The sequence below is a fragment of the Achromobacter sp. 1012554356 genome (assembly GCF_059760815.1).
Map to the genome: position 1 here is coordinate 1 of NZ_JCBANC010000020.1, position 20707 is coordinate 20707.

Sequence of the window (20707 nt, forward strand, 5' to 3'; positions counted from 1 at the left end):
GCCTTCGCGCCGATGATAGTGGACGGACGTCTGTGAAAGTAGGTCATCGTCAGGCTTTTATTGCTCAAAACCCCGCAGGTATCCCCTGCGGGGTTTTGTCTTTAGTGAGAGACCAGACCGGCGCGCTGGAGGTTGATTGTGCGATAGGCACGAACCCTTCCGCGGCAGTGAGCGCCAGGTCCCCATTGCAATACCTTGCAGTACCCAACAGTGCCTAAGCAGCACCTAAGTAAGAGCCAAGATTCGAACGATTGACCCTGGTGTCAATTGCTCAAGCAGCTACGCTTGACGACCATAGCAAGGTGGTACCACTCCTTCCCATCCCGAACAGGACAGTGAAACGCCTTTGCGCCGATGATAGTGGACGGACGTCTGTGAAAGTAGGTCATCGTCAAGCTCTTATTCTCAAAGCCCCACCGGTACCCGGTGGGGCTTTGTCTTTGGGGCGTCATCGGCCTGCAAGCCGCGCCAATGCTGAATGTGCCCAAATAACAACGCCCGTGGGCGGGGTGGCTTTGTGCGGTAAGATTGTTCGAGTCAATTCGTTGGAGCGTTATCGTGAGTGATCCCCAGACCCCCGTGCCCGGTACGACATTGGACCTTCGCACGTTGACCCACGTGGCCTATGGCTTGTACGCCTTGGGCTTTCTGACGAGTGGATTTCTGGGCATTGCCACGATCGCGGCTGTTGTGCTCATGTACCTCAAGCGGTCGGACGCTGCCGGCACCGTCTACGCCGGTCATTTCGACTGGCTTCTGCGTACGTTCTGGTGGGCATTGCTGTGGCTTGCCATCAGCGGGATCGCGACTCTCATCTTCATCGGCTGGATCGGCGTCGCGGCGACCATCGTGTGGGTGCTGTATCGCCTGATACGCGGCTGGTTGTCGTTGCTGGAAGGCTCCGCGCCCACGTCCTACGCCTGAGTTCAGGTAGTACCTTCGAGAAGGCCGGCATCGATGCCGGCCTTTTTGCATGCGGCTCGTGTGCATCCGGAAAGCGTGCGCCGGCGTGGTCCGTTCTTAGTGATCCGTTCTTGCGAGACGTGTGAACGATGGGATTAGACAGGGCGCCGGCGTCGCGTGTTGAACGGATGGCGCGGCGCTAACCTTCGGTCCAGTTTCGTGGGACGCGTAGGACGCATTCAGACGCCGCGTGCGTGCCTATCAGCGTCGAGCCTGATGGAGGGGACGTTGACTTGCGTGAGCATGCCGCGTGTCGGCTTGCGAAGGCGCACCTGTGCTGCCGGTGAGGCGATGGATATCGCTATTGAAATCGAGCGGGGATGTCCACGAACGTGGATATGAGGCACTGCGAGGAGGGGCTTGCGTGGTGGCGTGAAGCTCGCCCGGCCGTAAGCCAGGGCGTCGCGACAATCCAAAGGCAGGGACGTACGCCGTACGCCCTTTGCCTGCTTACTTCAGATGTGCGTTGACCAGTTTGGTCAGTTCGAACATCGTGACCTGATCCTTGCCGAAGATCGGGCGCAGCTTGGCATCGGCGTTGATGTTGCGCTTGTTGCTGGCATCTTGCAGGTTGTGCTTCTTGATGTATTCCCAGATCTTCTTGGTGACCTCGGTACGCGGCACGGCTTCCGAGCCGATGACAGCGGCCAATTCGGCGCTGGGGGTCAGCGGCTTCATGAATGCAGCGTTCGGCTTGCGCGCGGTCGCGGGTTTGGAGGTTGTGGCCATAATGCGGCGCTCCTTCTCTGGCTGTTGGAAAAATTGTCCTGCGGCCGGAGCATAACGTGTCTCTCCAGTAAAGACAAAGGCATTTATCCTCTGTAGCAACTAAAATGCACCGACCGTCCCCTCTCTCACGTCATTCTGTAACGTCCTATGTACGCACGTTCTCCGTTGGAATCGATTCGGCTTTTTCATGACGAATTGACGGCGCTCCGGCGCGATTTGCATGCCCATCCAGAACTTGGTTTTGAAGAGGTCCGAACGTCGGGCATCGTCGCAGGTGCGCTGGAAGCGTTGGGCATCGAAGTGCACCGCGGTATCGGGAAAACCGGCGTGGTGGGCGTGATCCGCGGCAAGCGCTGCGATAGCGGCCGCATGATCGGATTGCGCGCCGACATGGACGCGTTGCCCATGACGGAAGACAACACGTTCGGGCACAAGTCGACCAAGCCGGGACTGATGCACGGCTGCGGTCACGATGGTCACACCGCGGTGCTGATCGGCGCAGCGAAGTACCTGGCGCAGACCCGCAATTTCGACGGCACGGCCGTGTTGATTTTTCAGCCGGCCGAAGAAGGACGCGGGGGTGCGCGCGCCATGCTGGAGGACGGTTTGTTCGACACGTTCCCTTGCGATGCGATCTATGCCTTGCACAACTGGCCGGGCCTCAAGCCTGGCACGATCGGCATCAACCCGGGGCCGATGATGGCTGCGGCCGATCGCTTCGAGATCCTGATCACGGGCCGTGGCGGTCATGGGGCGCATCCCTATCAGACGATCGATCCGGTGACGATCGCCGGCCAAATCATCACTGCGTTGCAGACCATCGTGTCGCGCAACGTGAATCCGCTGGATTCGGCGGTGCTGTCGATCGGTTCGGTGCAGGCCGGACATCCCGGTGCGATGAGCGTGATTCCGCGCGAGGCGCGCATGGTGGGCACGGTGCGGACGTTCCGCAAGTCCGTCCAGGAAATGGTCGAAACGCGCATGCGCGAGCTAGTGAGCGCCATTGCAGGCGCTTTTGGCGGCACCGCTGAAGTCGTGTACGAACGCATTTACCCCGCGACCCTTAACACGCCACAGCATGCCAACCTGGTGGCCGACATCGCGACCGAGATGATCGGCAAGGAAAACGTGGTGCGTGACCTGGTACCCTCGATGGGGTCCGAAGACTTTTCGTTCATGTTGCAAGCCAAGCCGGGCGCCTACTTCCGTCTTGGCCAAGGTGGTGCGGATTCCGGCTGCCTGCTGCACAACCCGCATTTTGATTTCAACGATGCCGTCATTCCCCTTGGCAGCGCAATGTTCTGCGCGCTGGCTGAACGGGGCATGCCGCTGGCAGATTAAGAAGCCTTCCATGTCTACTCAAAGTACGACTCAACTCACCATCACCCGACCCGACGACTGGCATCTTCACTTGCGCGACGGCGCGGCGCTGGAAGCCGTGGTTGCGGATACGGCGCGCCAGTTTGCCCGCGCCATCATCATGCCGAACCTGAAGCCGCCGGTCACGACCACGGAGCAGGCGTTGGCGTATCGCGGCCGCATCCTGGAAGCGCTTGCGAAGACGGGCGTCAATCCGGATTCGTTCACGCCGCTGATGACGCTCTACCTGACCGACAACACGCCGGCTGAAGAAATCGTGCGCGCGCACGAGTCCGGCCAGGTGTATGCGGTCAAGCTGTACCCCGCTGGCGCCACGACCAACTCGGATGCGGGAGTGACCGATCTGCTGGGTAAATGCACGAAGGCGCTGGAAGCGCTGCAGAAGTGCGGTATGCCGTTGCTGGTGCATGGCGAAGTGACGGACGCGTCGATTGACGTGTTCGACCGCGAGGCCATTTTTGTGGAGCGCGTGATGAAGCCGTTGCGGCGCGCATTCCCGGCGCTGAAGGTCGTGTTCGAACACATTACGACGAAGGAAGGCGCGGAGTACGTGCGCGATGCCGAGGGCCCGATTGCCGCGACGATCACGCCGCAGCACATGCTGTACAACCGCAATGCGATCTTCCAGGGCGGCGTGCGTCCCCACTGGTACTGCCTGCCGATCCTGAAGCGCGAGACGCACCGCCTTGCGCTGGTCGAGGCGGCTACCAGCGGCAGTCCGCGATTCTTCCTGGGTACGGACAGCGCGCCGCACGCGCGTGGTTTGAAGGAGCATGCCTGCGGCTGTGCGGGCTGCTACACCGCGTTGCACGCCATGGAGCTGTATGCGACGGCGTTTGAGGCGGTCGGCAAGCTCGACAAGCTGGAGGGATTTGCCAGCTTCCACGGACCGGACTTTTACGGTCTGCCCCGCAACACCGGCACGTTGACGCTGTCGCGCGAGACGTACCTGGTGCCGGAGGAACTGGCGTTCGGCGATACGACGCTGGTTCCGCTGGCGGCCGGCGAGGCGCTCGAGTGGCGCGCGCACGTCTGAAGGCAATCGCGGCTGGCGCCGCATACCAATGAAAATGGGGTGAGCGGCTGTGCCGTTCACCCCATTTGTTTGCCGCCGCGCGGGCTATCTATATATAGCAGTGATGTCAGAGCGTGCCATCGCGGCGCGCTTCCAGGAGTTCCCAACGCGCGAACTTCTTTTCGAGCTCGGCTTCCAGCTTGGCCAGTTCGCCGTTGATGCGCTCGACCTCGGCCGGCGCATCGCGGTAGAGACTGCCATCTGCGAGCTGGCCTGCCAACTCAGCCTGTTTTGCCTCGAGCGCGGCAATCGCGTCGGGCAGACCTTCGAGTTCGCGCAGGTCCCAGGCGTTGATCTTGCCCGCCTTGGCTGGCTTGGTCCGCGCCGCCTTCGCACGCGAGGCGCCGTCTTCGGCCGGCTTCGCTCCCTTGTCAGCGTCGTTCGGCGAGGCGACAGGTGCCGGACGCTGCGCGACCCATTCGTCGTATCCGCCCACGTAATCGCGCCAGTGGCCGTCGCCTTCATAGGCGATGGTCTGCGTCACGACGTTGTTGAGGAAGGCGCGATCGTGGCTGACCAGCAGCACGGTGCCCGCGTATTCCTGCAGCAGCTCTTCCAGCAGTTCGAGCGTTTCGATGTCCAAGTCGTTGGTGGGCTCGTCCAGCACCAGCACGTTGGCCGGGCGGGCAAAGAGCCGAGCCAGCAGCAGACGCGCGCGTTCGCCGCCTGACAGGCTGCGCACCGGCGAGCCGGCGCGCGCAGGCGAGAACAGGAAATCGCCCAGGTATGTCATGACGTGTTTGCGCACGCCGCCGATCTCTACCCATTCGCTTCCCGGGCTGATGATGTCGACCAGCGAAGCGTTTTCGTCGAGCTGCGCGCGCATCTGGTCGAAGTAGGCGACGGCAACGTTGGTGCCCAGGCGCGTCGCGCCGCTGTCAGGCTGCAGTTCACCCAGGATGAGTTTGAGCAGCGTGGTCTTGCCCGCGCCATTGGGTCCGATGATGCCGATGCGGTCGCCGCGAAGCAGGGTGGTGGAATAGTCGTCCACGACGATCTTGTCGCCGAAGCGCTTGCTGACGTGCTCCAGTTCCGCCACGAGTTTGCCGGAACGTTGGCCCTCGGCCAGCGCCAGCGACACATTGCCCACGCGCTCGCGGCGCGCGGCGCGCTCCACGCGCAGGCTTTCCAGGCGGCGCACACGGCCTTCATTGCGGGTGCGGCGGGCTTCCACGCCCTTGCGGATCCAGACTTCTTCCTGCGCCAGGAGCTTGTCGAAACGTGCTTGCTCAAGACGTTCGGACTCGAGCCATTGGGCCTTACGCTCCTGCCATTGCGAAAAGTTGCCCGGAAAGCTGAGCAGGCGTCCGCGATCGAGTTCGACGATGCGGGTGGTGACAGCGTCGAGGAAGCGGCGATCGTGGGTGATGATGACGGCGGCGCCCTTCCAGGTGCGCAACATGTCTTCCAGCCAGGCGATGCCTTCAAAGTCCAGATGGTTGGTGGGTTCGTCGAGCAGCAGCAGATCTGGTTCGTCGATCAGGGCGCGGGCGAGGGCGACGCGCTTGCGCGTGCCGCCAGATAGCCCCGCGATCTGCACGTCGGCGGGCAGACCCAGCTTTTCCAGGACCGCACGTGCGCGGGAGGGGCGTTGCCAGTCTTCGTGGTCGCCGTCCGCATTGCACACGACATCAAAGACCGTGGCGTTGTCGTCGAGTTCGGGTTCCTGTTCGACGGTGGCCACCCGCAGGCTGGAGCTGCGCGAGATCGCGCCGTCATCGGGCTGCGTGCGGCCGTCCAGCAATCTGAGGAGCGAGGACTTCCCTGCGCCGTTGCGGCCAATGAGGCCGATGCGCTCGCCGGCCTGGATGGCGAAGTCGGCATGGTTCAGCAGCGGATGGTGTCCGTACGCGAGCTGAACGTCGGTCAGGGTGATGAGAGTTTCGAGGGCCATGTAGTGTTGGTGTCTGCGGCATCTAAGCGGATCAGCGCGTATTGTCGCAGGAACCCGAGGTACTGTTCGAGCCGGTGCTGGCCGTCCCCGGGGACAGATCGGGCGGCTGTAATAGAATACGGCCTGCAAGGCGGGTTGGACGATCGCGGTGGGCGCGAGCTCATCGAGGAAGGTCCGGACTCCACAGGGCAGGGTAACGGCTAACGGCCGTCCGGTCGTGTCTTCGGGCACGGCTGAGGAATAGGACCACAGAGACGAGACTGCGGCGCGGGCGCGTTTTGCGCGCACTGATACGGCCATCTCCGTATTGCGCCGTCCGGCAACGGGCGTCGGCATCGCAGGGTGAAACGCGGCAACCTCTATCCGGAGCAACATCAAATAGGCATGCGTGCGGCCTCACGGCCGTGAAGGGCGGCTCCGTCCGAGCATGCGGGTAGATGGCTACAGCGGCTCAGCAATGATCCGCGCAGAGGAATGATCGTCCGCCAGGGCAACCTGGTGTACAGAATCCGGCCTATAGACCCGTCTTGCATTGAATTCCCACGGCGCGCGCGGATCAGGAAGAGGCCGCGCGGCCGTCTGGCGTGCTCCCCGCCAGCGCATTTCCGCTTTCAGGGGCGCCCATCCGGCAGGATGCCTCGCCAATTTGAAGGATCGGGCGGGCCCCAGACGGTAAGTCGCACCGTTAGCCGCTACTTCTGAAGTAGGACATTTAGAGTATGTCGCAACCTCCTGATTTATTAGGGGGTTTTTCTTTTTGCGAATTTACAAGTTGATCTAAGTCCTTGTTGTGATTGAAAAAATTGCAACCGCTCGCTTGACCGCCCCTGTCCCATACCGTAGAGTGGGAAATAGTAGGAAATTGTGCAATTAAGTGGGGTAAAAGTGGTGTTTCAGGGAAGCAGCGCGCTCACGCTGGATGCCAAGGGACGGATCTCCATTCCGACCCGGCATCGTGACGCGCTCATGTCGCAGGCCGAAGGCCGGCTGACCCTGACCCGCCACCCCGACGGCTGCCTGCTGGTGTACCCGCGACCGGAATGGGAAAAGAAGCGCGAGCAGATCGCCGCTTTTCCGATGACGGCCCGCGCGCTGCAGCGGCTGTTGCTGGGCAACGCTCAGGACGTGGAACTGGACGGCTCCGGCCGGGTCCTGATCGCTCCTGAACTGCGCAACGCTTCCGGTATGACGCGCGATGTGATGCTGCTCGGTCTGGGCTCTCACTTCGAGCTGTGGGACGCCGCTACCCTGGCAAGCCGCGAGGCTGAAGACTTGGCCAAGGGTATGCCGGACGTGTTGAACCAGTTTTCGTTCTGAAAGAGTTATGGAATTCGAACATCGGCCCGTCCTCCTGGCGCCGACGGTGGACGCGCTTTTGCTGCCCGGTTTTGGCGGCAAGGGCGCGGCTCGGTCGCAGCCGCAGGATGGGCAGGGTGTGGCTACGCGGATCGAAAGCGGCGTCTTTGTCGACGGCACTTTCGGCCGGGGCGGCCACAGCCGCGAGTTGCTTGGCCGCTTGGGCAAGCAGGCCCGGCTGGTTGTGTTTGACAAGGACCCGCAGGCCATTGCGGTCGCCAACGCGCTGGCGGCCGAAGATGCGCGGGTCACGGTGGTACATGGAGGCTTTGCCACCATGGCCGAAGAATTGGAGCAGCGCGGCATCGGCAAGGTCGATGGCGTGATGCTGGATCTGGGCGTTTCGTCGCCTCAGATCGACGATGCCGAGCGCGGTTTCTCGTTCATGCGAGACGGCCCGCTCGATATGCGGATGGACACCACTCGTGGTCCCACGGTGGCGGATTGGCTGGCGCAAGCCAGTGTGGATGAGATGCGGGAGGTCATAGCGGATTATGGCGAAGAACGGTTTGCTTTTCAGGTTGCAAAGGCGATTGCTGCTCGCCGCGCAACAAGGCCGCTGCGCACCACGCTCGAGCTTGCCGAGTGCGTCGCCAGCGCCGTCCGCACGCGCGAAAAGGGGCAACATCCGGCCACACGCACCTTTCAAGCTTTACGGATTTACATCAATCGGGAACTCGAAGAGCTCGCGCGCACCCTCGCGTCAGCTTTAGACCTGCTTGCCCCGGGGGGGAGGTTGGCGGTGATCAGCTTTCATTCGCTTGAAGACCGCATGGTCAAGCAGTGCATCGCGGCGGCGGCCAGGCCGGCTGCCGCGCATGCACGCCTGCCCCTGCGCGAAAGCGAAATGCCCCAACCCGTGGTGCGGTCCCTCGGCAAGGTCGTGGCCGAGGACGATGAGGTCTCGTCCAACGCCCGCGCCCGTTCCGCCATTCTGCGTGCGGCCGAGCGCACCGAAACGCCGCTGCCTGCCGAAGGCGGCTTTGCGTTTGTGAAGATCGGCTCGCTGCCCGGCAGCGACCTCGTCCCGCCGCCCCGGCGTGGCGGTAAGGGAGGGCGCCGCTGATGGGTCGCGTCAATCTGATCGTTGCGGCTTTGCTGATGCTGTCGGCCATTTCCCTGGTCACCAGCCGGTATCAGTCGCGCCAGCTCTTTGTGGAGCTGGGCCGCGATCAGGCGCATGCGCGCGACCTCGAAACAAACTGGCGACGCCTGCAGCTTGAGCGCGCCGAGCTGGCCCGCAATGCGCGGGTCGACGCCATTGCGCGCGACGGTCTGAAGATGATTCCCATCGTTCCGGACCGCACGCTATATATGAATCAGGCGCCCGTGCCCGCGGCTGCCGGAGGCACGCAATGAAGCGCGTGCCCTTCTTCGACAATCCCGTGCTGCGCGGCAGCTTGCCCACGTGGCGCGCGCGCCTGGTGCTGATCCTGCTGTTTGGCGGATTCACCGTGCTGGCCGGCCGCGCGCTGTTCCTGCAAGGATTGTCGACGGAGTTTTTGCAGCAGCAGGGCGAGCGCCGCTACGAGCGCACGCTGACGCTGGCCGCCACGCGCGGCAAGATCATGGATCGCAATGGCGCGGTGCTGGCATCGAGTGTGCCGGCGCGCGCCATCTGGGCAATTCCGGAAGACGTGAAGCAGGCCACGCCCGCGCAGCTGGACTCGCTGGCCAAGCTGCTGGACACGCCTGCGGGTGATTTGCGCCGCCGTCTCGTGGACGAGGACAAGAACTTCGTCTATCTGAAGCGCCAGGTCTCGATGGACGTGGCCGACAAGATCAAGCAGCTTGGTCTGCCCGGCGTGCACCAGCAGCCTGAAACCCGCCGCTACTACCCCGACGGCGACGTGATGGCCCACGTGGTGGGTTTCAACAGCGTCGAAGACCAAGGCCAGGAAGGCGTCGAGCTGACGTTCAACCAGCAGTTGTCCGGACGCCCGGGAAGCCGCCGGGTCATCAAGGACCGGTTGGGCCGCGTCATCGAAGACGTGCAGGCCGTCACGTTGCCGGTGGACGGCCGCGACCTGCGCCTGTCCATCGACACGCGCCTGCAGTACCTGGTGTTCAAGGAACTGAAGGACGCCATGGACAAGCACCGCGCCAAGGGTGCGACGGCCGTGGTCGTGGACGTGCACACGGGCGAGATCCTGGCGCTGGCCAACGTGCCGACCTTCGATCCGAACAATCGCGAAACCTTCCATGGCGCCAATCTGCGCAATCAGGCGATCACGGATACGTTCGAGCCGGGCTCCATCATGAAGCCCTTTACCGCCGCGCTGGCGCTGGACCTGGGCCGCATCAGCACGTCGACGCAGTTCGAGACGGGCAACGGCCGGTTCACGTATCAGGGCAGCACGATCAGCGACGTGAGCCGCAATGGCACGCTGGACGTGGCGGGTGTGCTGCGCAAGTCCAGCAACATCGGCATGACGATGATCTCCGAGAAGCTGGAATCCCGCGAAATGTGGGACCGCTTCACCGAATTGGGCCTCGGCCAGGCGCCGCAAGTGGGATTCCCCGGCGCCGCACCCGGCCGTCTGCGTCCGTGGGAACGCTGGCGCCTGATTGAAAAGGCCACGATGGCCTATGGCTACGGCCTGTCCGTGTCGCTGCTGCAAGTGGCACGCGCCTATACCGTCTTTGCACGTAACGGGGACATGGTGTCGCTGACCCTGGTCAAGCGCGATAGCGATCCGACCAGCGTGAAGATCTACTCGCAAAAGACGACCGCGCTGGTGCGCGCCATGCTGGAGGCCGCCACCGGTCCCGATGGCACGAAGGCCGCGCAGGTGCAGGGTTACCGCGTAGCGGGCAAGAGCGGCACCGCGCGCAAGATCGTGGACGGCAAGTACAGCACGCAACGGTACCGCAGCTCGTATGTGGGTTTTGCCCCAGTGTCGGATCCCAAGATCGTGGTGGCCGTGTCCATCGACGAACCGACGATCGGCGGTTATTACGGCGGCGCCATTGCCGCGCCAGTGTTCTCCCATATCGTGGGGGGGAGCCTGAGGCTGATGGGGGTGCGGCCCGACGCACCGTTTGAATCCACGATTGTTGCTGGTATCAAGGAGCCAGGCAGATGAGCGCCAACGGCTTCCTCTCTTCCCCTGTCGCCACGGTTGCCGAGACCGTGGCGTGGTTGCATGAGCGCGTGTCGTTGACCGCGCATCTCAAACTGGACTCGCGCGACATCGAGCCGGGCGACGTGTTCGTCGCGTGCCCGGGACTGTCGAGCGATGGCCGTCTCTATATAGATAAGGCGTTGGCGCTGGGCGCCAGCGCGGTGCTGTTCGACGCGCCCGCCACCGATGCCGTGCAAGCCGCGTCGGCCGGCACGCCGATGCTTGCCGTGACGGGCCTGCGCTCGCTGCTGGGCGAACTGGGCGACACCTGGTATGGCAGGCCGTCGGCCGCGCTGGCCGTGGTTGCCGTGACCGGCACCAATGGCAAGACTTCTTCGGTGCAATGGATTGCCCATGCGCTGAGCCGCAACGACAAGGCTTGCGGCACCATCGGCACGCTGGGCGCCGTGCTGCCCGACGGTCAGACGCTGGGCGGCAGCCTGACGACGCCGGACGTGCTGACCGTGCACCGCACGCTGGCCGCGATGCGCGACGCCGGCGCGAAGGCCGTGGCCATGGAGGCCTCGTCGATCGGTATCGAGCAAGGCCGCATGGATGGCGTGCGCGTGGCGCTGGCCGCTTTCACGAATTTGACGCGCGACCATCTGGACTATCACGTCACGATGGAACGCTACGAAGCGGCCAAGGCGCGCCTCTTCCGCTGGCCCGGCCTGAGCGCCGCGGTGATCAATGCCGACGATGAGGCGGGGCGCCGGATGCTGGCCAGCCTGCCGGACGGCGTGACGCCAATGGGTTACAGCCTGAGCGACGATCCCGCGATCCCCGCCGCGATGCGCGCGCGCGACCTGCAGGCCACGTCGCAGGGGCAGATCTTCACGCTGGTGTCGCCGCATGGCGAAGCCCAGATCGTGACGCGTCTGCTGGGAGCGCATAACGTTTCGAACCTGCTGCTGGTGGCGGGCGTGCTGTACAAGCTGGGCCTGCCGTTCGCGCAGATTGCGCGCGAACTGGCGGCGACGGATCCTGTCGATGGCCGCCTGCAGACCGTTGAACCGGCAGTCAGTTTGCCAGCGCACACGGCGCGCGGTCCGTTGGTGGTCGTGGATTACGCGCATACGCCGGACGCGTTGTCCCGCGCGTTGCTGGCGCTGCGTGCCGTCGCCACGGCGCGTTCCGGCCGCCTCATCTGCCTGTTCGGCTGCGGCGGCGAGCGCGACCCGGGTAAGCGCCCGGTGATGGGCGCGATTGCTGCGGAACTGGCCGACCACGTGGTGGTGTCCAGCGACAACCCGCGTACCGAGTCGCCCGAGGCGATCGTTCAGCAGATCCTGGCCGGCGTTCCCGAAGCGGCGCACGCAGACGTGCAAGTCGACCGCGCGCGCGCCATCCTGCAGACGATCTGGGCGGCCTCGCCGGAAGACGTGGTGCTGCTGGCGGGCAAGGGGCACGAAACCTACCAGGACATCGGCGGCGAAAAGCTGCCTTTCGATGATCGTGAATGGGCGCGTGTGGCGTTGCTGCTGCAGCAGACGCCGGGCGTGTCCACCGATACGCGCCGCATCGGCGAAGGAGAGCTGTTCGTTGCGCTGGTAGGCGAGAATTTCGACGCGCACGATTACCTGGATCAGGCCGCCTCGCGCGGCGCTTGCGCCGCGCTCGTCGCGCACCGTGTTGCCGATGCCGGACTGCCGCAGCTTGTCGTGGGCGATACGCGCGTGGCGCTGACGCGCATCGGCGCTGCCTGGCGCGCCCGGTTTACGTTGCCCGTGGTGGCGGTGGCCGGCAGCAATGGCAAGACGACGACCAAGGAAATGATCTCCGCGATGCTCGCCGAATGGCAGGGCGAAGCAGGGCGCCTGGCCACGGCCGGCAATCTGAACAACGACATCGGCGTGCCGCTGACCTTGCTGCGCCTGCGGGCCGGGCATCGTGCCGCCGTGTTCGAGCTGGGCATGAACCATCCCGGCGAAATCGCGCAGCTTGCCGCCATTGCCGCGCCGACCGTCGCGCTCGTCACCAATGCGCAGCGTGAGCATCAGGAATTCATGCACACCGTCGAGGCGGTCGCGCACGAGAACGGCGCCGCGATTGCCGCGTTGCCGGCCGATGGTGTCGCCGTGTATCCGGGTGACGAACCCTACGCGGCCATCTGGGATGCGCTGGCAGCGCCGCGCCGCGTGCTGCGGTTCGGGTTGCAGCCTGGCCTGGACGTCTACGCGGAACAGATCATTGCGGAAGTGGACGCCACGCGCTGCCGTGTCGTGACGCCGGTCGGCGTTGCCGACCTGATGCTGCCGGTGGCGGGATTGCACAACCTGCGCAACGCGCTGGCCGCCATCGCCAGCGCCATTGCCGCGGGGGCGCCGCTCGAGACCGCGGTGCGTGCGCTGGCCGGATTCAGCCCGGTGGCCGGACGCATGCAGCACAAGCGAATGAGTGACGGAACGTTGCTCATCGATGACACCTACAATGCCAACCCCGATTCGGTTCGCGCGGCCATCGATGTGCTTGCGCGTATCGGCGGCACGCGCGCCCTGGTGCTGGGCGACATGGGCGAAGTCGGGGACAACGGCCCGGCCATGCACGTCGAGGTGGGCAATTACGCGCGCGAGCATGGGCTCGACGCATTCATCACGCTAGGCGAAGCCAGCCGGGCGGCAGCCGCCGCATTCGGTCCTGGCGCGCACGCCTGCGCATCGGTAGACGAAGTCGTTGCCGCCTTGCGCGGCTTGCGCCCGTCCTGCGTATTGGTAAAAGGATCGCGCTTTATGCGCATGGAGCGGGTAGTGACGGCTTTTTCTTTGAATGACGGTACGGCAGCCGCGGGGCAGGGAGAGCAGCATGCTGCTTGAGATCGCCCGCCTGCTTTCCGACGATGTTCGCGCGCTGGGCGTGTTCGAATACATCACCCTGCGCGCCGTGCTGGCGTGCGCGACGGCGCTGGTGATTGGCCTGGTGGCCGGTCCGCGCGTCATCCGCAAGCTGACCGAAATGAAGATCGGCCAGGCTGTGCGCACCTACGGCCCCGAAACGCATCTGGTCAAGACCGGCACGCCGACCATGGGCGGTGTCCTGATTCTGATCTCCATCGCCATCAGCACCTTGCTGTGGGCGGACTGGACCAACCGCTTCGTGTGGGTCGTGCTGCTGGTCACCTTCGGGTTTGGCTGGATCGGCTGGCGCGACGACTACCGCAAGGTGGTCTACCGCGACCCCGAAGGCATGCCGGCGCGGCAAAAATTCTTCTGGCAAGCCACCATCGGCATGGTGGCCGCGGTGTATCTGGCGTTCGCGGTGTCCGCGCCCGCCAACACTGAACTGTGGCCTCTGTTCAAGGCCTGGGTGGGCAGCGGTTTCACGATGGCCTTGCCGACGCGCGCCGACCTGATCGTGCCGTTCTTCAAGACGGTGAGCTATCCGCTGGGCGTGCTCGGTTTCGTGGCGCTGACCTGGGCGGTGATCGTCGGCACCAGCAACGCCGTGAACCTGACCGACGGGCTGGATGGGCTGGCCATCATGCCGACCGTGATGGTCGGCAGCGCGCTGGGCATCTTCGCCTACGTGGTCGGCCGCGTGGACTATTCGAAGTACCTGCTGTTCCCGTACATTCCCGGCGCATCGGAATTGATGGTGCTGTGCGCGGCGATCGGGGGCGCGGGGCTCGCATTTTTATGGTTCAACGCGTATCCGGCGCAAGTGTTCATGGGTGACGTCGGCGCGCTCGCGTTGGGCGGCGCGTTGGGCACGATCGCGGTCATCGTGCGCCAGGAAATCGTGCTGTTCATCATGGGCGGCGTGTTCGTCGTCGAGACCCTGTCGGTGATGATCCAGGTGACCTGGTTCAAGTACACGAAGCGACGTTATGGAACAGGTCGACGCATTTTCCGAATGGCCCCGTTGCATCATCACTTTGAAGTGGGCGGCTGGAAGGAAACCCAGGTGGTCGTGCGTTTCTGGATCATCAGCATGATGCTGGTGCTGATTGGCCTCTCTACGCTGAAGTTGCGATGAACATGATGGAAACCTCCCGCGCTGACGCGCCGCTCGTGCTGATCCTCGGATTGGGCGAGACGGGTGTCGCCGCCGCACGCTGGTGCGCCCGACAGGGCGCCCGCTTGCGCGTGGCCGACACGCGCGCGGAACCGGGAGGCTTGGCCGCGCTGCGCGAAGCGTTGGCGCAAAACGAAGTGGAATACCGCCTGGGCTGCGACGAGTCGTTTGCCACCGATCTGCTGGACGGCGTGTCGCAGGTTGTGCTGAGTCCGGGTCTGGCGCCCACGCAGGCGCCCGCCGCCGATGTGCTGCGCGAGGCCGAGGCCCGCGGCATTGAAGTCGTCGGCGAGATCGAACTGTTTGCCCGCGCGCTGGCGGATCTGGCCGCCGACCGCGAATACCGCCCAAAACTGCTCGCCGTGACCGGCACCAACGGCAAGACCACCGTCACCGCGTTGACCCGGCAACTGGTCGACGCCAGCGGCCTGACGGTGATCGCCGCCGGCAACATCAGCCCCGCGGCGCTGTCCGCGCTGATGGACGCGCTGGACACGGACGCGCTGCCGCAGGTGTGGGTGCTTGAACTGTCCAGCTTCCAGCTTGAAACCACCCGCACGCTGATGGCCGACGCGGCTGTCGTGCTGAACGTGACCCAGGATCACCTGGACTGGCACGGCGGCATGCAGGCCTATGCCGATGCCAAAGGACGCCTTCTGAAGATGGCGCGCGTCGCCATCGTCAATCGCGACGATCCGATGACCGTCGATATGGTGTCGTCGCTCAACGCCATGAACGTGCGCAGCTTTGGCCGCGATGTGCCGGAGCTGGTGGGCGACATGGGTCTTGAATTGGGACAGGGCGTGGCGTGGCTGACGGCCTGCGAGTCCAACGATTTCGACGAGCCCGCGCCGCCCACGCGGCGCAAGAAGGACGCGCCCGAACCGGTGCGCGCCAAGGGCCGCATGAGCCGGCTCATGCCCGTGGACGCACTGCGCATCCGGGGCATCCACAACGCGCTGAACGCGCTGGCTGCATTGCAGCTTGCCCGCTGCCTGGATCTGGGTTGGGGCGCCATGCTGCGCGCATTGCGTGACTACGCGGGCGAGCCGCATCGCGCCGCGTTTGTGCGCACGATCGGTGGCGTCGACTACATCAATGACAGCAAGGGCACCAACGTGGGCGCCACCGTGGCCGCGCTGGAAGGCTTGGGCCAGCCAGTGGTGCTGATCGCAGGCGGCCAGGGCAAAGGCCAGGATTTTTCGCCGTTGATCCCCGTGGTCTCGCGCCACGCGCGCGCGGTGATGCTGATCGGCCTGGATGGCCCGGAAATCGGCCGCGTGCTGGCGCCGACCGGCGTCAAGTGCCTGACTGTCGAGACCCTGCGCGACGCCGTGCGCGGCGCGGCCGAACTGGCGCAGCCAGGCGACGCCGTGCTGCTGTCGCCGGCCTGCGCCAGCCTGGACATGTTCCGCAATTACCCGCATCGCGGGCAGGTGTTCGTGGAAGAGGTCGAAGACCTGGCCCGCGACCGTGGAGAGGTGGCATGAACCGCAACGCCGCCTCCTGGGCAAATTCCGTGACGCGTGGCGCCGAGGCCGCACGATGAGCCTGATCGCCGACCTCACCGCCAGCGTCAATGCCGTACGGCCCGGCCGTACCCGCATGCGCAACTTCGACATGCCGCTCGTGATCGCGGCGTCGACGTTGCTGCTGCTCGGCCTGCTGATGGTGTATTCGGCGTCGATCGCGTTGGCCGACGGTCCGCGCTATGCGTCCTATGGCCGCTATTACTTCGTGATCCGCCACGGTCTCTTTGTAAGCGCGGGCCTGGTTGGGGCCGCCGTGGTGCTGGCGATCCCCATCCGGGTCTGGCAGCGCCTGGCCGTGCCGCTTTTCGTGGTGACGATGGTGTTGCTGGTGGCGGTGCTGATTCCCGGCATCGGCCGCGAAGTCAACGGCGCGCACCGCTGGATCCCGCTGGGTCCGCTGAACTTCCAGCCGTCCGAACTGATGAAGCTTGCCGCCTTGCTGTACGCGGCTGACTACACGGTTCGCAAGCAGGAGCACATGCAGGCCTTTGCCCGCGGCTTCCTGCCGATGGCGTTCGCGCTGGCCGGCGTTGGCATGCTGCTGCTGCTCGAGCCCGACCTGGGCGCGTTCATGGTGATCGTCGCCATCGCCATCGGCATCCTCTTCCTGGGCGGCATCAACGGCAAGTATTTCAGCAGCCTGCTCGCCGTGCTGGTGGGCACGTTCCTGATGCTGATCTGGCTGTCGCCGTGGCGCCGTGCGCGTCTGTTCGCCTACCTGGATCCCTGGAACGAAGACAATGCCTACGGCAGCGCGTATCAGCTTTCGCACTCGCTGATTGCGCTGGGCCGCGGCGAATGGTTCGGCGTGGGCCTGGGCGCCAGCGTCGAAAAACTGCATTACCTGCCCGAGGCGCACACCGACTTCCTGATGGCGGTGGTGGGCGAGGAACTGGGCTTTGCCGGCGTCATGCTGGTGATTTCGCTGTTTGCTCTCATCGTCTATCGCGGTTTTGACATCGGCCGCCAGGCCATCGCCATGGAGCGCACGTTCGCCGGCCTGGTCGCGCACGGCGTGGCCATGTGGTTTGGCGTGCAGTCGTTCATCAACATGGGCGTGTGCCTGGGTTTGCTGCCCACCAAGGGCCTGACGCTGCCGCTGATGAGCTACGGCGGCTCGGGCGTGGTGATGAACCTATGCGCGCTGGCCATGCTGATCCGGGTCGACGTGGAAAACCGCATCATGATGCGCGGAGGACGGGTATGACCGCCGCCCGCACCATCCTGATCATGGCCGGCGGCACCGGCGGCCACATCATGCCGGGTCTCGCCGTGGCCGATGTGCTGCGAGCGCGCGGCTGGCGCGTGCTGTGGCTGGGCAATCCCGACAAGATGGAAGGCCGCCTCGTGCCGCCGCGCGGCATCGAGCTGGTGCCGCTGCACTTCCAGGGCGTGCGCGGCAAGGGCGCGTCCGCGCTGCTCAAGCTGCCGTTCCTGCTGCTGCGCGCGTTCGCCCAAGCGTGGTCGCGGCTGTCCGATGTGCGCCCCGACGTGGTGCTGGGCATGGGCGGCTACGTGGCGTTCCCGGGCGGCGTGATTGCCGCGCTGCGCGGCACGCCGCTGGTCGTGCATGAACAGAATGCCGTCGCTGGCACCGCCAACAAATGCCTGGCGAAGATGTCGCGCCGCGTGCTGAGCGGATTCCCCGGCGTGCTGCCCAAGGGCGAAGCCATGGGCAATCCGGTGCGCGCCGACCTGTGCGCCTTGCCGGACCCCGCCGAACGCTATGCCAGCCGCAGCGGCCCGCTGCGCGTGCTGGTGGTGGGCGGCAGCCTGGGGGCGCAAGCCTTGAATACCACCGTGCCGCAGGCGCTTGCGCGTCTGCCGCTCGGCCACCGGCCGACGGTCGTCCACCAGGCCGGTGAACAACATTTGCCGGCGCTGCAGCAGGCGTACGCCCAGGCGGGAGTACAAGCCGACTGCCGCGCCTTCATCGACGACATGGCGGGCGCCATGGCCGACGCCGATCTGCTGATCTGCCGCGCGGGCGCCATGACGGTGTCCGAAGTGGCGGCCGCCGGCGTCGCGGCGCTGTTCGTGCCGTTCCCCCACGCCATCGACGACCACCAGACCGCCAACGCGCGCTTCCTGAGCGATGCGCAGGCCGCCTGGCTGCAGCCGCAGACCGCCATGACGCCCGAGTGGCTGGCGGACTGGCTGAGCCAGCGCACCCGACAAGAACTCGAGGCTGTCGCCGTCCGGGCCCGCGCGCATGCGCGTCCCGACGCGGCCGCCCATATCGCCGACGTCTGTGAACAAGCAGCGGGGCGTTCATCATGAAACACAGAATTCAACATATCCATTTTGTAGGCATCGGCGGTTCGGGCATGAGCGGCATTGCCGAAGTGCTGCTGAACCTGGGCTACGACATCAGCGGTTCCGACCTGAACGAGTCGGCGGTGACGCGCCGCCTGGCCGCGCTGGGCGTGAAGATCGCGATCGGCCATGCCGCCAGCAACGTCACGGGCGCCAGCGCCATCGTCACGTCCACCGCGGTGGCGGGCGACAACCCCGAAGTGATCGCGGCGCGCTCGGCGCGCATCCCGGTGGTGCCGCGCGCCATCATGCTGGCCGAGCTGATGCGCTTGAAGCGCGGCATCGCCGTGGCCGGCACGCACGGCAAGACCACCACGACCAGCCTGGTCGCCAGCGTGCTGGCGGCGGGCGACCTGGATCCCACGTTCGTGATCGGCGGCCGGCTGAATTCGGCGGGCGCCAATGCGCGACTGGGGCAGGGTGACTACATCGTGGTCGAGGCCGACGAGTCGGACGCCTCGTTCCTGAACCTGCTGCCCGTGATGGCCATCGTGACGAATATCGATGCGGATCACATGGACACTTACGGGCACGACGTGGCGCGGCTCAAGAGCGCGTTCATCGAGTTCACGCAGCGCCTGCCGTTCTATGGCAGCGCCGTGCTGTGCTCGGACGACGCGAACGTGCGCGAGATCATGCCGTTCGTGTCGCGTCCCATCACGACCTACGGCCTGAACGAGGACGCGCAGGTGCGGGCGTATGAAGTGCGGCCGGACGGCACGCGCATGCGCTTTAACGTGCAGCGCACCCACCGTGACACGCTGCTGCCGCCGCTGAACGTCGAACTGAATCTGCCCGGCCTGCACAACGTGCGCAACGCGCTGGCCGCGATTGCCGTGGCGACCGAGCTGGGCGTGTCCGACGCCGCCATCTGCGAGGCGCTGGCTTCCTTCAAGGGCGTGGGCCGCCGCTTCACCCAGACAGGCGAATTCCCGGTGCCGGCCAACCATGGCGGCGGTACCTTCACGGTGATCGACGACTACGGCCACCATCCGGTCGAAATGTCGGCAACGCTGGCCGCGGCGCGCGGCGCTTGGCCCGACCGCCGCATCGTGCTGGCCTTCCAGCCGCACCGCTACACGCGGACGCGCGATTGCTTCGAGGATTTCGTGCGCGTGCTGGGCACCGCCGACGCGGTGCTGTTGACCGAGGTCTACGCCGCGGGCGAGCCCCCGCTGGTCGCGGCCGACGGACGCGCGCTGTCGCGGGCACTGCGCGTGGCCGGCAAGGTCGAGCCGGTGTTTGTGGAAGACGTGGCGGAACTGCCGCAGACCGTTGTGGATTTTGTGCGCGATGGCGACGTCGTCATCGTGATGGGGGCGGGTTCGATCAGCAAGGTCCCGGCCCAGGTGGGAGAGCTGGCATGAGCAAGCAATTCGGCAAGGTGGGTGTGTTGTACGGCGGCCGGTCCGCCGAACGTGAAGTCTCGCTCATGTCCGGCAAGGGCGTGCACGAGGCGCTGACCAGCGCCGGCGTGGACGCGCACCTGTTCGACACCGGCGAGCGCAGTCTTGCCGAGCTGGCTGATCAAGGCTTTGACCGCGTGTTTATCGCGCTGCACGGCCGTTACGGCGAAGACGGCACCCTGCAGGGCGCGCTGGAACTGTTGGGCATCCCTTACACCGGCAGCGGCCCGATGGCCTCGGCACTGGCCATGGACAAGACCATGACCAAGCGCATCTGGCTGCAGCACGGCCTGCCCACGCCTGACTTTGAAGTGCTGGACGCGGATACGGAATTGCGCCTGGTTCCGGACCGCCTGCAGCTGCCGCTAATCATCAAGCCGCCGCATGAGGGCTCGACCGTGGGCATCACCAAGGTCGTCGGCTACTCCGACATGAAGGAAGCCTACGCCGCGGCCGCGCAGTACGACAGCGAGGTCCTGGCCGAACAGTTCATCACCGGACGCGAGCTGACCGTGGCCGTGCTGGGCTCGGGCAAGGCGGCGCGCGCGCTGCCCGTGATCGAGATCGCGGCGCCAGGCGGCAACTACGACTACGAACACAAGTATTTCTCCGACGACACGCAGTATTTCTGCCCGGCCGCCTTGCCCGCGGACGTCGCTGAAGAAGTCGCGCGGATTGCCGTCAAGGCGTATCAGACCCTGGGCTGCGAAGGCTGGGGCCGCGCCGATTTCATCCTCGATGCCGACAACCGGCCCTGGCTGCTTGAAATGAATACTTCGCCCGGCATGACCGGCCACTCCCTGGTGCCCATGGCTGCGAAGGCCGTGGGGATCAGCTATGCAGAATTGTGCGTGGCCATCCTGTCCGAGGCCTCGTGCAAGGTGCACGGCCACGCCCGCAACGCTTGACCTGGATACTCC

The 20707-nt window shown here is 65.2% G+C and carries 16 protein-coding genes, 1 rRNA gene and 1 other RNA gene; 16 read left to right on the forward strand and 2 right to left on the reverse strand.

All coding sequences use genetic code 11. The features are described from left to right. The first annotated feature begins 284 nt into the window (after positions 1-284). A 5S ribosomal RNA gene (gene rrf, locus AC6LJW_RS12545) occupies positions 285-397 on the forward strand. 161 nt (positions 398-558) lie between these two features. Then, positions 559-924: a DUF4870 family protein gene (locus AC6LJW_RS12550; RefSeq protein ID WP_199778249.1), complete on the forward strand. Its 366-nt coding sequence runs from the start codon at positions 559-561 to the stop codon at positions 922-924. Between the two features lie 489 nt (positions 925-1413). Here the strand turns inward: AC6LJW_RS12550 and AC6LJW_RS12555 are convergent, their stop codons facing one another. After that, positions 1414-1692: an SWIB/MDM2 domain-containing protein gene (locus AC6LJW_RS12555; RefSeq protein WP_006217453.1), complete on the reverse strand. Its 279-nt coding sequence runs from the start codon at positions 1690-1692 to the stop codon at positions 1414-1416. Positions 1693-1839: 147 nt separating this feature from the next. Between AC6LJW_RS12555 and AC6LJW_RS12560 the strand changes: the two genes are divergently transcribed. Continuing rightward, positions 1840-3033, forward strand: coding sequence for a M20 aminoacylase family protein (locus tag AC6LJW_RS12560; RefSeq protein WP_056569330.1), 1194 nt, complete (start codon positions 1840-1842; stop codon positions 3031-3033). Further along, on the forward strand, positions 3029-4108 hold the full coding sequence (pyrC, locus tag AC6LJW_RS12565) for a dihydroorotase (protein WP_056569548.1): 1080 nt from the start codon (positions 3029-3031) through the stop codon (positions 4106-4108). Before AC6LJW_RS12560 ends, pyrC begins: the two co-directional genes overlap by 5 nt. 106 nt (positions 4109-4214) lie before the next feature. Here pyrC and AC6LJW_RS12570 read toward each other — a convergent pair whose 3' ends face one another. Continuing rightward, positions 4215-6041, reverse strand: coding sequence for an ATP-binding cassette domain-containing protein (locus AC6LJW_RS12570; protein WP_498087468.1), 1827 nt, complete (start codon positions 6039-6041; stop codon positions 4215-4217). Positions 6042-6168: 127 nt separating this feature from the next. Between AC6LJW_RS12570 and rnpB the strand changes: the two genes are divergently transcribed. The 12 genes from rnpB (at position 6169) to AC6LJW_RS12630 (ending at position 20695) form a co-directional block, all read left to right on the forward strand. Further along, an RNA gene (gene rnpB / locus AC6LJW_RS12575) (RNase P RNA component class A) lies at positions 6169-6574 on the forward strand. Positions 6575-6929: 355 nt separating this feature from the next. Then, a complete protein-coding gene (mraZ, locus tag AC6LJW_RS12580) occupies positions 6930-7358 on the forward strand; it encodes a division/cell wall cluster transcriptional repressor MraZ (protein ID WP_056322651.1) in 429 nt (142 codons plus the stop codon). 7 nt (positions 7359-7365) lie between these two features. Next, complete coding sequence (rsmH, locus tag AC6LJW_RS12585; RefSeq protein WP_056569324.1) at positions 7366-8463, forward strand: 16S rRNA (cytosine(1402)-N(4))-methyltransferase RsmH; 1098 nt, start codon at positions 7366-7368, stop codon at positions 8461-8463. After that, positions 8463-8756, forward strand: coding sequence for a cell division protein FtsL (gene ftsL / locus AC6LJW_RS12590; RefSeq protein ID WP_056569320.1), 294 nt, complete (start codon positions 8463-8465; stop codon positions 8754-8756). Before rsmH ends, ftsL begins: the two co-directional genes overlap by 1 nt. Further along, positions 8753-10483, forward strand: coding sequence for a peptidoglycan D,D-transpeptidase FtsI family protein (locus AC6LJW_RS12595; RefSeq protein ID WP_056569317.1), 1731 nt, complete (start codon positions 8753-8755; stop codon positions 10481-10483). The genes ftsL and AC6LJW_RS12595 overlap by 4 nt, the downstream gene beginning before the upstream one ends. Continuing rightward, positions 10480-13335, forward strand: coding sequence for a bifunctional UDP-N-acetylmuramoyl-L-alanyl-D-glutamate--2,6-diaminopimelate ligase MurE/UDP-N-acetylmuramoyl-tripeptide--D-alanyl-D-alanine ligase MurF (murF, locus tag AC6LJW_RS12600; RefSeq protein ID WP_427987443.1), 2856 nt, complete (start codon positions 10480-10482; stop codon positions 13333-13335). Before AC6LJW_RS12595 ends, murF begins: the two co-directional genes overlap by 4 nt. Then, positions 13325-14494 carry a phospho-N-acetylmuramoyl-pentapeptide-transferase gene (gene mraY, locus AC6LJW_RS12605; protein WP_056569311.1) on the forward strand — a complete coding sequence of 390 codons (1170 nt, stop codon included), beginning with the start codon at positions 13325-13327 and terminating at the stop codon, positions 14492-14494. Before murF ends, mraY begins: the two co-directional genes overlap by 11 nt. Further along, positions 14491-16023 (forward strand): UDP-N-acetylmuramoyl-L-alanine--D-glutamate ligase, encoded by a 1533-nt coding sequence (gene murD / locus AC6LJW_RS12610; RefSeq protein WP_056569309.1) that lies wholly within the window; start codon positions 14491-14493, stop codon positions 16021-16023. Before mraY ends, murD begins: the two co-directional genes overlap by 4 nt. A 55-nt stretch (positions 16024-16078) precedes the next feature. Beyond that, entirely contained in the window at positions 16079-17272 is a 1194-nt protein-coding gene (gene ftsW / locus AC6LJW_RS12615; protein ID WP_056569306.1) for a putative lipid II flippase FtsW, read from the forward strand. Next, positions 17269-18345, forward strand: a complete 1077-nt coding sequence (murG, locus tag AC6LJW_RS12620) for an undecaprenyldiphospho-muramoylpentapeptide beta-N-acetylglucosaminyltransferase (protein ID WP_427987439.1) — start codon at positions 17269-17271, stop codon at positions 18343-18345. Before ftsW ends, murG begins: the two co-directional genes overlap by 4 nt. Continuing rightward, positions 18342-19748 carry a UDP-N-acetylmuramate--L-alanine ligase gene (gene murC / locus AC6LJW_RS12625; protein ID WP_056569300.1) on the forward strand — a complete coding sequence of 469 codons (1407 nt, stop codon included), beginning with the start codon at positions 18342-18344 and terminating at the stop codon, positions 19746-19748. The genes murG and murC overlap by 4 nt, the downstream gene beginning before the upstream one ends. Next, complete coding sequence (locus AC6LJW_RS12630) at positions 19745-20695, forward strand: D-alanine--D-alanine ligase (RefSeq protein WP_175139415.1); 951 nt, start codon at positions 19745-19747, stop codon at positions 20693-20695. The genes murC and AC6LJW_RS12630 overlap by 4 nt, the downstream gene beginning before the upstream one ends. Positions 20696-20707: the final 12 nt, after the last annotated feature.

What these genes read in the sequence shown, in the direction of transcription:
- ftsL (WP_056569320.1), top strand. Translation starts at nt 8,463, where the DNA reads ATGGGTCGCGTCAATCTGATCGTTGCGGCTTTGCTGATGCTGTCGGCC.
- ftsW (WP_056569306.1), top strand. Translation starts at nt 16,079, where the DNA reads ATGAGCCTGATCGCCGACCTCACCGCCAGCGTCAATGCCGTACGGCCC.
- rsmH (WP_056569324.1), top strand. Translation starts at nt 7,366, where the DNA reads ATGGAATTCGAACATCGGCCCGTCCTCCTGGCGCCGACGGTGGACGCG.
- murG (WP_427987439.1), top strand. Translation starts at nt 17,269, where the DNA reads ATGACCGCCGCCCGCACCATCCTGATCATGGCCGGCGGCACCGGCGGC.
- AC6LJW_RS12555 (WP_006217453.1), bottom strand. Translation starts at nt 1,692, where the DNA reads ATGGCCACAACCTCCAAACCCGCGACCGCGCGCAAGCCGAACGCTGCA.
- murC (WP_056569300.1), top strand. Translation starts at nt 18,342, where the DNA reads ATGAAACACAGAATTCAACATATCCATTTTGTAGGCATCGGCGGTTCG.
- AC6LJW_RS12570 (WP_498087468.1), bottom strand. Translation starts at nt 6,041, where the DNA reads ATGGCCCTCGAAACTCTCATCACCCTGACCGACGTTCAGCTCGCGTAC.
- murD (WP_056569309.1), top strand. Translation starts at nt 14,491, where the DNA reads ATGAACATGATGGAAACCTCCCGCGCTGACGCGCCGCTCGTGCTGATC.
- mraY (WP_056569311.1), top strand. Translation starts at nt 13,325, where the DNA reads ATGCTGCTTGAGATCGCCCGCCTGCTTTCCGACGATGTTCGCGCGCTG.
- murF (WP_427987443.1), top strand. Translation starts at nt 10,480, where the DNA reads ATGAGCGCCAACGGCTTCCTCTCTTCCCCTGTCGCCACGGTTGCCGAG.
- AC6LJW_RS12560 (WP_056569330.1), top strand. Translation starts at nt 1,840, where the DNA reads ATGTACGCACGTTCTCCGTTGGAATCGATTCGGCTTTTTCATGACGAA.
- AC6LJW_RS12595 (WP_056569317.1), top strand. Translation starts at nt 8,753, where the DNA reads ATGAAGCGCGTGCCCTTCTTCGACAATCCCGTGCTGCGCGGCAGCTTG.
- AC6LJW_RS12630 (WP_175139415.1), top strand. Translation starts at nt 19,745, where the DNA reads ATGAGCAAGCAATTCGGCAAGGTGGGTGTGTTGTACGGCGGCCGGTCC.